Origin of the sequence: Castellaniella denitrificans (assembly GCF_042653765.1) — a bacterium.
Lineage (GTDB): Bacteria > Pseudomonadota > Gammaproteobacteria > Burkholderiales > Burkholderiaceae_B > Castellaniella > Castellaniella denitrificans.
Genome location: NZ_JBHSEZ010000016.1, coordinates 13267 through 28242 on the forward strand (window position 1 = coordinate 13267; position 14976 = coordinate 28242).

At 68.9% G+C, this 14976-nt stretch carries 13 protein-coding genes; 2 read left to right on the plus strand and 11 right to left on the minus strand.

Translation table 11 applies throughout. From position 1 onward, the window contains the following. Nucleotides 1-7: 7 nt before the first annotated feature. The gene (flgM, locus tag ACFO27_RS11960) at nucleotides 8-295 is read left to right on the plus strand and encodes a flagellar biosynthesis anti-sigma factor FlgM (RefSeq protein ID WP_323026042.1); all 288 of its coding nucleotides are present in this window, start codon (nucleotides 8-10) and stop codon (nucleotides 293-295) included. Continuing rightward, a complete protein-coding gene (locus ACFO27_RS11965) occupies nucleotides 292-729 on the plus strand; it encodes a flagella synthesis protein FlgN (protein WP_376817531.1) in 438 nt (145 codons plus the stop codon). The genes flgM and ACFO27_RS11965 overlap by 4 nt, the downstream gene beginning before the upstream one ends. On the opposite strand, the gene flhF is transcribed toward ACFO27_RS11965, so the two are convergent. The 11 genes from flhF to ACFO27_RS12020 all read right to left on the minus strand — a co-directional run. After that, nucleotides 726-3116, minus strand: a complete 2391-nt coding sequence (gene flhF, locus ACFO27_RS11970) for a flagellar biosynthesis protein FlhF (protein WP_376817532.1) — start codon at nucleotides 3114-3116, stop codon at nucleotides 726-728. The two genes, ACFO27_RS11965 and flhF, sit on opposite strands and share 4 nt — an antisense overlap. Beyond that, nucleotides 3113-5227, minus strand: a complete 2115-nt coding sequence (gene flhA, locus ACFO27_RS11975) for a flagellar biosynthesis protein FlhA (RefSeq protein WP_376817533.1) — start codon at nucleotides 5225-5227, stop codon at nucleotides 3113-3115. Before flhA ends, flhF begins: the two co-directional genes overlap by 4 nt. Further along, entirely contained in the window at nucleotides 5224-6387 is a 1164-nt protein-coding gene (gene flhB / locus ACFO27_RS11980) for a flagellar biosynthesis protein FlhB (RefSeq protein WP_376817534.1), read from the minus strand. Before flhB ends, flhA begins: the two co-directional genes overlap by 4 nt. 89 nt (nucleotides 6388-6476) lie before the next feature. Then, nucleotides 6477-8027: a methyl-accepting chemotaxis protein gene (locus tag ACFO27_RS11985; protein WP_376817535.1), complete on the minus strand. Its 1551-nt coding sequence runs from the start codon at nucleotides 8025-8027 to the stop codon at nucleotides 6477-6479. A 147-nt stretch (nucleotides 8028-8174) separates the two neighbouring features. After that, nucleotides 8175-8819 carry a protein phosphatase CheZ gene (gene cheZ / locus ACFO27_RS11990; protein ID WP_323026048.1) on the minus strand — a complete coding sequence of 215 codons (645 nt, stop codon included), beginning with the start codon at nucleotides 8817-8819 and terminating at the stop codon, nucleotides 8175-8177. 13 nt (nucleotides 8820-8832) lie between these two features. Next, nucleotides 8833-9216: a chemotaxis response regulator CheY gene (cheY, locus tag ACFO27_RS11995; protein ID WP_043683179.1), complete on the minus strand. Its 384-nt coding sequence runs from the start codon at nucleotides 9214-9216 to the stop codon at nucleotides 8833-8835. A 65-nt stretch (nucleotides 9217-9281) separates the two neighbouring features. Continuing rightward, on the minus strand, nucleotides 9282-10349 hold the full coding sequence (locus tag ACFO27_RS12000) for a protein-glutamate methylesterase/protein-glutamine glutaminase (RefSeq protein ID WP_376817536.1): 1068 nt from the start codon (nucleotides 10347-10349) through the stop codon (nucleotides 9282-9284). Nucleotides 10350-10370: 21 nt separating this feature from the next. Further along, on the minus strand, nucleotides 10371-11216 hold the full coding sequence (locus ACFO27_RS12005) for a CheR family methyltransferase (protein ID WP_376817537.1): 846 nt from the start codon (nucleotides 11214-11216) through the stop codon (nucleotides 10371-10373). A 28-nt stretch (nucleotides 11217-11244) separates the two neighbouring features. Next, on the minus strand, nucleotides 11245-12987 hold the full coding sequence (locus ACFO27_RS12010; RefSeq protein WP_376817538.1) for a methyl-accepting chemotaxis protein: 1743 nt from the start codon (nucleotides 12985-12987) through the stop codon (nucleotides 11245-11247). Nucleotides 12988-13045: 58 nt separating this feature from the next. Beyond that, nucleotides 13046-13543, minus strand: a complete 498-nt coding sequence (locus ACFO27_RS12015; RefSeq protein ID WP_323026052.1) for a chemotaxis protein CheW — start codon at nucleotides 13541-13543, stop codon at nucleotides 13046-13048. Nucleotides 13544-13567: 24 nt separating this feature from the next. Then, nucleotides 13568-14976, minus strand: a 1409-nt coding sequence (locus ACFO27_RS12020; RefSeq protein WP_376817539.1) for a chemotaxis protein CheW, incomplete at its 5' end; no start/stop codon positions are given.

Below are 14976 nucleotides of genomic sequence, written 5' to 3' on the forward strand. Positions count from 1 at the left end.
ACGAGTCTTGAAGATCAATTCCACTTCGTCCAACCCCCTGCTGAACGGGGTGGCCGGGGGAACGCGCGGCGACACGGCCTCCCATGCCGCGTCCGGCACGGCCGCCAGCGGCCGCACGGCGGTCGACCTCAGCCCGGCGGCCCGTCATCTGGCCGCCCTGAACGACAGCGACGCCGACGTACAGGCCGCCCGCGTCCAGCGGATCCGCGACGCGCTGGCCTCCGGCGAACTGAAGATCGACCCCGGCAAGATCGCCGACGGCCTGCTGGCCAGCGTGCGTGACCTACTGAAATGAATCCGGGCGACAAGCTGTTGCAGTGCGTGCAGGCCCAGTCGGACCTGTTGGATGAATTCATCCAGGCGCTGGAAGCCGAATCCGCCGCCTTGCTGGACAACCCCACGAATCTTGCGCTGGCCGAACTGACCCAGCGCAAGAACGACTACGCGCAACGCTTGGCGCAACTGGATCAGGACCGCGCGCGCATCCTGAACGAACTGGACCAGAGCGACGATGCCGCCGGCATCGACGCGGTCTGCGCCGTCTACCCCGAACTGCGCGCGATCTTCGACGCGCTGTTCGAGCGCGCAGGCCGCGCCGGCCGGCTGAACCAGGACAACGGCCAGATCCTGCGCACCTACATGGAACACAACCAGCGGGCGCTGGACACCCTGCATTCCCTGATCAACCAGGATCTGTACGACGCGCGCGGGCGTTTGCCCCGACGCTAGTTCGCCAAAAGCTCTTTCAGCGCGTACAGCTTGAGCAGCCCGGCATGGGCGTAGCGCGGCGAGAGCCGGTCGGCGCCCAGCATGCGGGCCGCGACGCGGGCCGCGGGCGCCAGGGCCGGATCCTGGGCCAGGCGCCAGGCCGCCAGCCCCATCTGCGCCGCGAACACCGCCCGGTCGACCAGGGGCTCACGCCCGGTATCGGCCAGCAGCGACGCGGCCTGCCGCCAGGCCGCATGGCATTCCTGTCGCAGGATCAGGGCGCGGGCGATCCGGACGGGATCGGGATCCACCGCCATGCCGGCCACGGCATGCCAGACCTTCAGCAGCCGCCCGTCCCGGGGATCCACCGCCCGCAGGCTGAAGATCCGCACCGGCAGCGCGGGTTCGCCCCGCGCGCGCAGTTCGGCCTGGCCCGTGGCCGCCCACCAGGCCGGCCGGGCATCCTCCAGGCCGGCCGCCGACAGCAGGGGCCAGAACGCCTGCGCATCCAGCGGCTGATACATCAGCGACTGGGCGGCGGCCGACAGGACGCCGGGCTCGTCGTCCAGGAAGACCCGGGCGCGGGGGCTGCAGGCGGCCAGCCAGCGGCGGTCGCGCGCGCTCAGGGCGCGCAGTAGGGTCTGGCTGCCGCCGTCGAACACGTGCAGGACCGCGGCGGGCGCGTCCTCGGTCTCGGCTTCGATCTGCGCCAACAGCGCATCGGCCGCCGAGGGCGACTGGATCCCGCCCGGGGAGGCGTTTTTCGCCTGGGGGCGGCCCGGCGGCAAGAACCAGGCCCCCTGGGGCGTATGCCAGCCGTCCGCCAGGCCGATCTGCTGGGTGGCCGCGGCCAGCGGCCGCCCCTGGCCGTCGAACCAGGCGGCCCCCGACCAGGCGCCGCGCCGGCCCTGCCAGTCCAGGGACTGGCGCGCGTGCACGACCAGGGCCGGCTGGGTTTCGTCCAGGCCGCCATGGGCGACCCGGCGCAGATGTTCGATGGCCTCGGCGGCCGGCGGCAGGTCGCCCGCCGCGCGGCTGCGCCACAGGTCGTAGGCCTCGGACAGCACGGGATCCTCGTCCTGCAGGGCCACGGCGGCCCGCAGCTGGTCCATGTCCAGCGCATCCCCGCGCGCCGAGCCGGTCAGCAGCTGCGGCAGCAGGACTTGCTGGCGGCGGCGCTCGGCGGCGGCGCCGGGGTTGTCGGCCGGCTGCGTCATGGAAAGCAGCGCCGCCAGGTCGGCCTCGGAAGGCGCGTACAGGGTGCGGTTGGCCTGGGCCGGCGCCAGCGCCCGGTCCACCAGTTCGGCGGCCGACAGGAACAGCAGGTTCTCCGGAACCTTCTGTCCATTGGACACGTAATGGATGGGCAACTGGTAGCGGATCGCCGTGTCCAGCGCGGCGCCCAGGCGCGAGGCCTCGTCGATCTTCGACACGATGCAGCCGCGCAGGGGCGTGCCGCCGTCGCCGGCATAGGACCGGGCGACCTCGTCCAGGGTGTCGCCATGGCTGACGGCGTTGAGCACCAGCAGGCGTTCGACGGTGCGCCCGGCGCCCGCCAGCAGGGCGGCCTGCTCATGGATGTAGCGGTCGCGCTGGCTGATGCCGACATTGTCGATCAGCAGGGTCTGGTCCGGACGCACGGTCTGCATGATGCGGCGCATCTCGTGGACGTCCTGCACGACGTGCACCGGGACGCGCAGCATCTGGCCATAGATCTTGAGCTGCTCGTGGGCGCCGATCCGGTAGGTGTCGGTCGTCAGCAGCACCAGGCTGCCCGGACCGCCGCGGCGCACGCAGCGGGCGGCGAGCTTGGCCACCGTGGTGGTCTTCCCCACCCCGGTGGGGCCGACCAGGGCCAGCGCCAGGCCGGGCCGCCAGAGGGCGTCCTCGGACTCCAGCACCGGCAAGTGGCGGACCAGTTCATTGCGCGCCCACTGGAACGCGGCCCGGGTGGCGGCCTGTTCGGGCATGCGCTTGAGCATGGCCCGCAGCAGGGCGGTGCTGAAACCGAAGCGCAGCAGGTTCTGGAACAGCGTGACCGCCTGGGGGGAACGGCGCAGCTGGCTGCCCCACAGCAGCTCGTCGATGCGGGTTTCCAGGGAACCCTTGAGTTCGCCGATGGCGCCCATGAGGTCCGCGCCCGGCGCGACGGACGGATGCCCCGCAGGGGCATGATGGGACATGGGCGGCTGGGGCGCGGCGGACCGGGGCCCGGCTGGCGGCGCCGCCGGCCGGGCGGGCGCGGCGGCCGCCCCGCCATCCGGCAGGGAGGTCTGGTCGGTGGCGAGGATTTCCACCCCGCCGTTGACCCGCTTGTTGGAAATGATCAAGGCATCGGGCCCCAGCGCGAGGCGCACCTGGCGCATGGCCTCGCGATTCGTGGCACCGAAGAAACGACTGATGTTCACGCAGGACTCCCGCCGACGACCGCAGTGACCCGAATGATACGCTCCTCAGGGATCTCGGCGCTGGAGAGCACCGCCATGTGCGGCAGGTGGTGGCGCAGGAAGCGCGACAGCGAAGCCCGCAGCACCGGCGGCACGACCAGCACAGGGGCGTCGCCCCGGTCTTCCTGGCCCTGGACGATGCGCTCGACGTCGCTCAGCAGGTTTTCCGCCAGCCCGGGTTCGAGGGCGCCGCTGCTGCCCAGGGCCTGCATCAGCACGCGCTCCAGGCGGGCGTCCAGGCCGATGACGCGCAGTTCCGTCTCGCCCGCGAACCAGTGCTGGACGATGGCCCGCCCCAGCGCCACGCGGACCTGGGCCAGCAGTTCGTCCAGGTTCGGACCGGTGCCGGCGGGGTTGAGGGCGGCCAGGCGCGGCGCGTGTTCGGTGATGGTTTCGAGGATGCTGCGCATGTCGCGGATGGGGACATCCTCGTCGAGCAGGCTGCGCAGCAGGTTCTGCAGTTGCGGCAGGGTGATGGTCTTGGGCACTAGGTCCTCGACCAGCTTGGGCACGTCGCGGGCGATGTGGTCGAGCAGCTGCTGGGTTTCCTGGCGGCCCAGCAGGCGCGAGCCGTAGCGGTGCATCAGGTGGTTCAGGTGGGTGGCCACCACCGTGGCGGTGTCGACCACGGTATAGCCGGCGATCTGGGCCTGTTCGCGCAGGGCCGGATCGATCCAGAACGCGGGCAGGCCGAAGGCCGGGTCCTTGGTCGGCGTGCCCTGGACGGTGCCCGTCACCCCGCCCGGATCGATGGCCAGCCATTGCCCGGTCTGGGCCACGCCGCGGCCGATCTCCACGCCGAACAGCAGGATGCGGTAGTCCGTGGGCTTGATTTCCAGGTTGTCGCGGATGTGCACGACCGGCGGCAGGAAGCCCATTTCCTGGGCGAACTTCTTGCGCAGGCTGCGGATGCGGTGCAGCAGTTCGCCGTTCTGCTGGTGGTCCACCAGGGAAATCAGGCGGTAGCCGACTTCCAGCCCGAGGGGATCCACGGGCGCCACGTCGTCCCAGCTGGCCTCGGCGGCGGCGGCCACGGCGGCCGCCTGTTCCTGGCCCGGATCGGCGGCCGCCGCCTGGAGATCGCGCTGCTGGTGCTGGAGCAGCAGCCAGCCGCCCCCGCCGAGGATGGCCGCCAGCAGCAGGAAGGCCACGTGCGGCATGTTGGGGATCAGGCCCATCAGCGTCAGGATCCCGGCGGTGATGAACATCACGTTGGGATTGGAGAACAGCTGCCCGATCATCTGCTGGCCGACGTCCCGGTCGTCGGCCACGCGCGAGACCACCACGCCGGCCGCGGTGGAGATCACCAGCGCCGGAATCTGCGCCACCAGGCCGTCGCCGATGGTCAGCAGGGTGTAGACGGTGCCCGCCTGGGAGGCCGACAGGCCGTGCTGGGCCATGCCGACGATCAGGCCGCCGATGATGTTGATCACCATGATCAGCAGGCCGGCCACGGCGTCCCCGCGCACGAACTTGCTGGCGCCGTCCATGGCGCCGTAGAACTCGGCCTCCTGGGAAACCTCGGCGCGGCGGCGGCGGGCCTCGTCCTCGCCGATCAGGCCGGCGTTCAGGTCGGCGTCGATGGCCATCTGCTTGCCGGGCATGGCGTCCAGGGTGAAACGCGCGCCGACTTCGGCGATGCGGCCCGCGCCCTTGGTGATGACGGTGAAGTTGATGATCACCAGGATGATGAACACCACGATGCCGACGGCGAAATTGCCGCCCACCAGGAAGTGGCCGAAGGCCTCGATGACCTGGCCGGCGGCGGCCGGACCCTTGTGGCCGTTGAGCAGCACCACCCGGGTGGAGGCGACGTTCAGGGACAGGCGCAGCAGCGTGGCGAACAGCAGCACCGAGGGGAAGGCGGCGAAATCCAGCGGCTTGCGGGTGAACATGGCCACCAGCAGGATCATCACCGACAGGGAAATGTTGAAGGAGAACAGCAGGTCCAGGATGAAGGGCGGCAGCGGCAGGATCATCATGGCCAGGACCATGAGGATCAGCACGGGCCCGGCCATCAGCCGGGCATGCCCGGAGCCGTGGGTCTTGAGAAAATCCAGGAAGCTGTTCATGAGGCGGGGGCGGAGACCGGGTCGGGGCCGTGTTGCGGATCGAGTTCAGGCGGCACGCGCAGGTCCTGCGGCGCCTGCGGCAGTGTACCCGAGCCGTGCCGCCAGCTGCGCAGCTGGTAGACCCAGGCCAGGACCTCGGCCACGGCGGCGTACAGGGCGGCGGGGATTTCCCGGTCGATCTCGACGTGATGGTACAGGGCGCGCGCCAGCGGCGGGGCTTCCAGCAGGGCGATGCCATGCTGGCTGGCCAGTTCGCGGATCTGCGCGGCGATCAGGCGGGTGCCCTTGGCCACGACCACGGGCGCCCCGCCCTGCCCTTCGCGGTAGCGCAGCGCCACGGCGTAATGGGTCGGGTTGGTGACGACCACGTCGGCCTCGGGCACGGCGCTCATCATGCGCCGCCGCGCCATGGTGCGCTGCTGCTGGCGGATGCGGCCCTTGACGTGGGGATCGCCGTCGCTGTCCTTGTGCTCCTGCTTGACGTCGTCCTTGGACATGCGCAACTGCTTGGCGTGGTTCCAGAGCTGCCAGGGCACGTCGATCAGCACGATGATGATCAGCGACGAGGCGATCAGCAGGCAGCACAGGGCGGCCAGGTCCAGGCCGCGCGCCAGGGCCTCGGTGGGCGCCATGTGGGACAGCCCGAGCATGTCGTCCCGGTAGGACCAGATGACCTTGACGCCGACGAAGCCGACCAGTCCCGCCTTGGCCAGCGTCTTGATCAGTTCGACCAGGGTCTGCACGGCGAACAGGCGCTTGATCCCGGACAGCGGATTAAGTCGCTCGAACTTGGGTTCCAGGGCCTTGGGAGAAAGCAGGAAGCCCCCCAGCGCCACCGAGGAAAAGATGCCGACCGCCAGCAGCAGCGCCATGAACGGCAACACGATCAGCAGGCCGTGCCAGGCGGATTCGCCCGCCACGCTGAGCATGACGTGGGGATCGCGCGTGATGCGGGTGTCGAACCACAGGCCGTTGAGCAGGATGCCGCGCAGCGTGCGGAAGATCGAATCGCCCCCGAACCACAGGGCGCCGATGCCGCAGATCAGGGCCAGGAAGGTGCCCAGCTCGCGCGAGCGCGCGACCTGCCCCTCCTCGCGCGCCTTTTCAAGGCGCCGGGGAGTCGCTGGTTCTGTTTTTTCGAGATCGCTATCCTGGGCCATGCTCAGCCGACGACAATGCAGACAGCCTGGATTGTAGTGTCCAGGCCGTCGGGGCGAAGCACGGATAAAAGCGCATTAGGCGCGGCAATTCAAGGGCTTGCAAGCCGGGGCGTGGCGGCCGGCGCGGCGGCGGGCGCCGCGGCCTGCTCGAACTGCAGGTAGTCCAGACCGATGCGCACGGCGCCCCAGCGCACGCCGTCCAGGTCCAGGGGCACGGAGACGTCGGTGATGATTTCCCCCGTGTCGCGCATGTAGGTCTGGCACAGCACCCCGCCCCGGTTGCCGATCGCGCCCTGGCTGATCTGGTCGTCGAACAGGCGCTTGTCGCGCACGTGCAGCGTGTCGTGCGCCACGTCTCCGGTGGGCGGGCGGGAATAGCGGCGGTTGTGCGTCGGCGCATAGCCGTTCGTGTCCACCAGGATCGCGTAATAGCCGTGCGGCACCTGGTCCAGCACCGCGTCCAGGATGCCCTGCAGGGACTGGTCGATGGCCTGGTCGTAGGCCACGTGGTAGCGCGGCGGCTGGCTGCCCGGAATCTGGCGGTAGGCCTTGTCGAAGACGTCCAGGCCGTCGGCGCGGGCCTGGCGCAGCAGCCCGGCGCAGCGGTCGCGCAACTGGCCGAGGCGGGCCGCCAGGTCGTCGAAGGGCGTGGCGCCGGTGCGCCAGGCCGCCAGCATTTCCTGCAGGCTTTCCGTCTGGGTGCGCACGCCGTGCACCTGCTCGCGCATGGACTGCATGCGCTGGCGCAGGATGGCGCTGTGATCGGCGATGCGGCCGATGGACCGGCTCATGTCCTGGTTGGTCTGGTTGACCTGGGCGACGTGGTCGGCCACGCCGTCGAGCTGGGCGCCGATGCTGCCCAGCTCGCGCACCAGGCCGTCGAACTGCCCGGCGAAATCGTCCACGAGGCGGTCGGACGCGCGCATGTCGGCATGGATGGACTGGCTCTGCCGCTCGGTGTCGGACACCAGGCCGAGGATTTCCCCGGTGTGCTGGACGATGTCGCCGGTGGCCGCGTTGACGCGCTCGGCCAGCTTGCCGACCTCGCTGGCGACCACGGCGAAGCCCCGCCCGGCCTCGCCGGCGCGGGCGGCTTCGACACCCGCGTTCAGGGCCAGCAGATGGGTCTGGAGGGCGATGTCCTTGATCAGGCGGCTAGTGTCCTCGACCGAGCGCGCCCGATGGCTGAGCTGGGCGATCACTTCGGCGAAGGACTGCATCTGGGTCGTGACCCGGGCCACCCGCCGGTGCAGGTCGGCCAGTTGCTCCTGGGTGGAGCGCAGGTTCCCGAGCTGCTGGCGGAACACGCCGGCGGCGCCCGCCACGGTGTCGTTGGTCTGCTGCGACAGGCTGGCGATCTGGGTGCCCTGGGCGGACAGGCTTTCGGCCTCGCGGGCCTGCTCGTCGGCCATGGTCTCGCAGGCCTGGGTGTGCGCCTGCAGGCGGGCGGCGTTGATGGCGATGCGGATGCTGGACTGGCGCATGACGACGAAGCGTTCGCGCAAGGCCCCCAGGAAGCGCCCGACCGGCAGGGCCAGGGGACTGAGGGTCCAGGCCCGGTCGTTCAGGGTGGCCCGGCCGCGGCGCAACTGCCGCATCAGGCGGCCCAGCCCCAGGTATCTTCCGCGCATATTGGACATGCTGCCTCCTTGTGAAGAAGAGGCCGACATCGGCCACGAACCCCCGGATCACCGCCTCCCCGCCCGGTTCGGTTCATATTGGGTTTCAGACCTTACGCGGGACTTACATATCATCCCGCTGTCACACAGTCCAGGGAAAACCCCCAATCAGAATCCGAGACTCGCCAGCAGGTCGTCGACCTGGTCCTGGTTGGTGACCACGTCGCTCTTGCCCGCGGCATTGACCACCGGACCGTTGAGCAGCGTCTTGGTCTCCTCGCGCTTTTCCTGGGGCACGTTGTCGATCAGCACCTGGACCAGTTCGGTCTCGATGGCGCCGATCACGCCCAGCATCTTCATGATCACCTGGCCGGTCAGGTCCTGAAAGTCCTGGGCCATGATGATTTCCATCACGTTGTTCTGCGAAGACTGCGTCTTCTCGGGGACGTCCTTCAGGAAGGCCCGGGTGTCGTCCACCAGCTCGCGCGCCTGGTCCAGCTCGACCGGATGGTCGAACCAGTCCTGCCAGCGGGCATCCAGGGCCTTGGCGTCGCGCTGCATCGATTCCTGCCAGGGCTGGATCTGCTCGGCCGCGTTGAGCACCCGGTTGGCGGCCTGCTCGGTCATCTGGGCCACGTAGTGCAGCCGGTCGCGCGCGTCGGGGATGGCGTGGGCGGCGTCCTTGATGGCCTGGTCCAGGCCCAGCTCGCGCATGCTCACGCGCAGGGTGCGGGTGAGCTGCGCGATGCGCTGGATCAGGTCCATGGAAGGTTCCACGAAATCCTGCTGACCGGAAGATTGATCCGTCGTCATGGTGCGCCTCCGATCAGAGTTTCTCGAAGATCTTGTTCAGTTTTTCTTCCAGGGTGGCGGCCGTGAAGGGCTTGACCACGTAGCCGTTGGCGCCGGCCTGGGCCGCCGCGATGATGTTTTCCTTCTTGGCCTCGGCCGTGACCATCAGCACGGGCAGGCTGGCCAGGTTGGGGTCGGCGCGGATGTTCTGCAGCATGGTCAGCCCGTCCATGTTGGGCATGTTCCAGTCGGACACCACGAACTCGAAGCCGCCGTTGCGCAATTTTTCCAGCGCCTGGGCGCCGTCCTCGGCCTCGTCGACGTTCTCGAACCCCAGGTCCTTGAGCAGGTTCTTGACGATCCGGCGCATGGTGGGAAAGTCGTCGACGACCAGGATTTTCATCGTTTTCTGTACCACGGATCACTCTCCAATCAATAAATAAAGCAGGGTATTCGGGTACCCGATGCCTCTGTTCAAACCTGTCAAACCCGGTTCCCGAAGGCGCCCGCGCTTTTCAGGATGCGTTCGCTGAGTTCGTCCAGCGGGACGGCCTCTTCGGCGGCGCCGATCAGCAGCGCCTCGCGCGGCATGCCGAAGACGACGCAGCTGGCTTCGTCCTGCGCGAAGGTGCGCGCGCCCGCCTGGCGCATCGCCAGCAGCCCCTGGGCGCCGTCCTTGCCCATGCCGGTCAGGATGACGCCGATGGCGTTCTTGCCGGCCACCTGGGCGGCCGAATGGAACAGCACGTCCACGGAAGGCCGGTGGCGGTTCACGGGATCGCTGTATTCCAGCTTGACCACGTAGTTGGCCCCGGAGCGGGCGAGCTTCATGTGCGCCACGCCGCCCGGCGCCAGGTAGACGTGGCCGGGCAGCACCCGCTGGCCGTCCTCGGCCTCGTGGACCTGCACGGCGCACAGGCCGTCCAGGCGCTGGACGAAGGACTTGGTGAAGCCGGCCGGCATGTGCTGCGTGATCATGATCGCCGGGCTGTTGACCGGCAGGGGTTCGAGCACGTGGCGGATGGCCTCGGTCCCGCCCGTGGACGAGCCGATCATGACGAGCTTCTCGGTGGTGGAGAAATTGCCCGACAGGCGCGGCCTGGGGGTCTCGCCCGCCTGCTGGGCCGGGCGCGGGCGCAGCCGGGCATGGGCGGCGGCGCGGATCTTGTCGGCGATCATGTCGCCGTAGTCGATCAGGCCGTCGCGCAGGCCGAGCTTGGGCTTAGTGACGAAATCGACCGCGCCCAGCTCCAGCGCCCGGATGGTGACCTCGGAGTTGCGCTCGGTCAGCGAGGACACCATCACCACCGGCATGGGCCGCAGGCGCATCAGCCGCTCCAGGAAGTCCAGGCCGTCCATGCGCGGCATTTCGACGTCCAGGGTCAGCACGTCGGGATTGTGCTGCTTGATGAGCTCGCGCGCGATGAGCGGATCGGGCGCGGTGGCCACGACCTCGAGGTCGGGCTGGCTGTTGATGATTTCCGTCATCAGACTGCGCACCAGGGCGGAATCGTCGACGCACAGCACGCGGATTTTCTTGTTGACGGCCATTTTCAGCAGGACTTCCCCGGATCAGGCGACGGAATAGACCGTCTGCCCCTGAAGGCGCAGGGATTTTGTCAGGTAGGTGAAGTTTTCCGAGTGGCCCGCGAACATCAGGCCGCCCGGCTTGAGCAAGGGCACGAAGCGCTCCAGGATCCGGGTCTGGGTCGGCTTGTCGAAATAGATCATGGTGTTGCGACAGAAGATCGCGTCGAACTTCTGGTTGATCGGCCAGCTGGGGGCCACCAGGTTCAGCTCCTCGAAGGTCACCATGTTGCGGATCACGGGCTTGACCATGGCCATGCCGGCCTGGCGGCCGGCCCCGCGCAGGAAATAGCGCCGCAGGAACTCCGGGGGCACGGGCTTGACGCGGTCCAGGGTGTAGACGCCCTTGCGCGCCTGCGCCAGGGCCTGGGTGTCGATGTCCGTCGCCAGCACCGACAGGCCGGCCTCGGACTGGCCGCAGGCATCGTGCAGCGTCATAGCCAGGGTGTAGGGCTCCTCGCCGGTGGACGAGGCGCAGCACCAAACGGAGATCGGCTTGCGGCGGGTGCGCACGAAATCGGCCAGGATGCGGAAATGGTGCTGCTCGCGGAAGAAGGCCGTATGGTTGATGGTGAAGGCGCTGATGAAGCGGTCCCACTCGTCGTCCTGGGGATTCTGCTCGAGGTGGTCCAGGTAGCCGCGCACCGTGGCCGATCCCGCGTGGTGGGCCCGCAGGCCCAGGGTGCGGGCGGCCATGTCCCTTTTATGATCGCCCAGGATGATTCCGGCCCGCCGGTGCAGCACCTGCACCGCCCGCGCCAGGTCCGCCGCATCGGCCTTGGGCAGGGCCGGCTGCGAGAAATAAGAGGCGGAAGGCGCGTCGTGGATCATGGCGATGTCGGTGGCGGGGCGTGCTGGATCAGGCCTGGCCCAGCGCCAGGGCCGGTTGCCCGGCGCGCGGAGTATAGCCCAGTTGCCCGCCCTGGACGTCGATCACGCGCCCGCCTTCCTGGAGCCGGAAGGCGGCGACGGCCGTGCCGAGATGCTCCGCCTGGTCCTGCAGGGAACCGGCGGCGCTGGCCGCCTCCTGGACCAGGGCGGCGTTCTGCTGCACGACGTGGTCCATGTCGTTGACGGCCGCATTGATCTGGCTGATGCCGTCGGCCTGCTCGCGGGAGGCCGAGGAGATCTCGTCCATGATGGCGGTGACGCCCTGCACCGAGCGGACGATCTCGCCCATGATCCGCCCGGCGTCCTGGACGCGATCCGAGCCTTCGCGCACCCGCTCGACGGAGTCGTCGATCAGCCCCTTGATTTCCTTGGCGGCCTGGGAGCTGCGCTGGGCGAGCGACCGGACCTCGCCGGCCACGACGGCGAAGCCCTTGCCCTGCTCGCCCGCGCGGGCGGCTTCCACCGCCGCGTTCAGGGCCAGGATGTTGGTCTGGAAGGCGATGCCGTCGATCACGCTGACGATCTCGGCCATCTTGCCCGAGCTCTGGGTGATGCCGGCCATGGTCTCGGCCACGCTGGTGACCGCGGCCCCGCCGCGCTGGGCCACGTCCGCCGCCGTCTTGGCGAGCCGGTCGGCCTGGGCGGCGTTGTCGGAATTCTGGCGCACGGTGCTGGCGAGCTGTTCCATGCTGGCGGCGGTCTGCTGCAGGGAAGCCGCCTGCTGCTCGGTGCGGCTGCTGAGATCCGTGTTGCCGGCGAAGATTTCCTGGGCGCCCAGGCGGATCTCGCCCACGCCGTTGCGCACCGAGGACACCATGCGCACCAGGCTTTCCTGCATGCGCTGCATCGCCAGGTAGAGCACGCCGATCTCGTTGCGCGAGGGCACCTGGATGGTCTCGGTGAGGTCGCCCGCAGCGATCCGGTCGAAATGCTGGCCGGCCACGCGCAGCGGCCGCAGCACCACGCGCTGCAGGAACAGGTAGGCGGCCACGGCGAAGAGCAGCGCCACCCCCATGGACACGCCCACGATGAGGATCACCAGGCGCAGGTGCGCGGCCTCGTCCGCCACCGCCTGGGCGGTCTGCTCCTGCTGGCGCTGCTTGAGCGCCTGGGCGGCCTGTTCGAAGCGGCGTTCGGCCGGCTCGACGTTTTCGGACTGCAGCTTCTCGTACTGCTCGATGCGGCCGGCCTTGAGCTGCGCCAGCACCGCCGGCAGCTCCTGGTCGAGCAGGTGGGTGTAGGACTGGACGATCTGGTCGACCTGGCTCACCTGCTCGCCATCGGTCATGTGCGCCCGGGCGGCCTCGCGGAAGCGCCCGAGCGTCTCGTGCGCCTGCCCCAGGCGGGTCTCGGCCTGGGTGATCAGCGCCCGCGAGCCGTCGCTGAGCGCGCTGGCGCCGGCCGACGCATCCCCTCCCGAGCCCCAGTCGGACAGGATGGCGCTGTTGGCCAGGTCGCTGTTGATGACGATGCTGCCCAGGGCCCGGCCCATCAGCACCTGGACTTCGCGGTAGCGGCCGACGGACTCGTCCAGCAGCCGGACGGCTTCGTCGTCCGCGGCGATTTCCCGCAGCGCGTCATTGTTCATCTTCAGGGACAGCACGCCCAGCAGCGCCCCCGAAATGAGCATGAAGAAGAAAAACACGAGCACCAGGACCAGGCTGGTGCGGACCTTGAGCGCGCCGATGAGCGATTTTCCGCCTGATTGCATAGAGATCAAACTCGGTGAATGAAACCCGCCGGGGGCATGGGAAAAAGGAGCCGCCCGCTCAGGCGACCGCGTCCTCGACCAGCGCCATTTCCTCGCTGGTCATGAGCTTTTCGATGTCCACCAGGATCAGCATGCGCTCGCCCACGGTGCCGATGCCCGTCAGGTGCTCGGTGGAGAACGCCGAGCCGAACTGCGGCGCCGCGCTGATCTGCGACGCCTGCAGGATCAGCACGTCGGACACGCCGTCGACCACCACCCCTACGATCCTGGAGCGGACGTTGAGGATCACCACCACGGTCTGCGAGGTGTATTCCACGTTGTCCATGTTGAATTTCAGGCGCAGGTCGACGATGGGCACGATCACGCCTCGCAGATTGGTGACGCCCTTGACGAAGGACGGCACGTTGGCGATGCGCGTGACGGTCTGGCTGTCGTAGCCCCGGATTTCCTGGACCTTGAGGATGTCGATCCCGTATTCCTGGCTGGCCAGGGTGAAGATCAGGAATTCCTTGCCCTGGGTTTCTCCCTGCGCCTGCGTGGGGGTGGCTTGATTCATGATGGCTCCGGATGGGAATGTGGGTCAGGCGGCCGCGCCGGCCCGCAACGAGGTGGTGCGTCGCAGGGCGAACACGTCGACGATCAGGGCCACGCTGCCGTCGCCCAGGATCGTGGCGGCCGAGATGCCCGGCACCTTGCGATAGTTGGTTTCGAGATTCTTGACCACGACCTGATGCTGGCCGATCAGGTGATCCACCATCAGGGCGAAGCGCTGGTCCTCGGCCTGGAGGATCACGGCGATAGCCCGGGTCAGGTCGGTTTCGGCCTGCGCCACGTTGAAAACCTCGTGCAACGCGACGATGGGCAGGTATTCCCCGCGCACGTGCAGGACCTGTTCGGTCTCGGAAATGCGATGGATCTGCTCTTCCGTGGCCTGCATGGACTCGGTGACGTGGGACAGCGGCAGGATGAAGGTTTCCTCGCCGACCTTGACCGACATGCCGTCCAGGATGGCCAGCGTCAGGGGCAGGACGATGCGGGTGGTGGTGCCCTCGCCCTTGCGCGAGGCAAGCTGGACGTGGCCGCCCATGCTCTGGATATTGCGCCGCACCACGTCCATGCCGACCCCGCGGCCGGAAATGTCCGTGACTTTTTCCGCCGTGGAGAAGCCCGGCGCGAAGATCAACTGCCAGAGTTCATCGTCGGGCGTCGCCTCGGACACGGGGAAGCCGGAGGAGATCGCCTTTTTCAGGATCCGCTCGCGGTTCAGGCCGGCGCCGTCGTCGATCACGTCGATGATGATCTGGCCGCCGTTGTGCTGAGCCGACAGGATCAGCGTGCCTTCCGGATCCTTGCCCTGCGCGATGCGGACGTCCGGCGTTTCCAGGCCGTGGTCCAGGCTGTTGCGCACCAGGTGGGTCAGCGGATCGATGATGCGCTCGATCAGGCTCTTGTCGAGTTCGGTCGCCTGGCCCTTGGTGACCAGCCGGATGCGCTTGCCCAGCTTGGTGGCGTTTTCGCGCACCACGCGCGGGAAGCGGCTGAAGACGTAGTCCATGGGCATCATGCGGATGGACATCACGGCCTCCTGGAGGTCGCGGGCATTGCGCTCCAGCTGCTCGATGCCGTTGAGCAGGCGGTCGTGCAGCACCGGATCCAGCGTCTGGGACGTCTGCAGCAGCATGGCCTGGGTGATGACGAGCTCGCCCACCAGGTTGATGATCTGGTCGACCTTTTCCACGCCCACGCGGATGGTGCCGCTTTCCTTGGGCTTGGCGGCCTTGGCGCTCCCCGCGCCGCCGGCCTTGTCGGCGGATTCGGCGGCGTCCCGGGAACCGGCCGGTTCCGGCGCTTCGTGGACGGGGGCGGCTTCCGCGGCAGGGGCCGGGGCCGCAGCCGGGGCCGGGGCGGGTTCCGCCGCGGGCGGCGCGACGGGCGCGGCGGGCGCGGGCGCTTCGGCGGCGGGCGCGGCGCCCGGCACGGCCTCGCGGG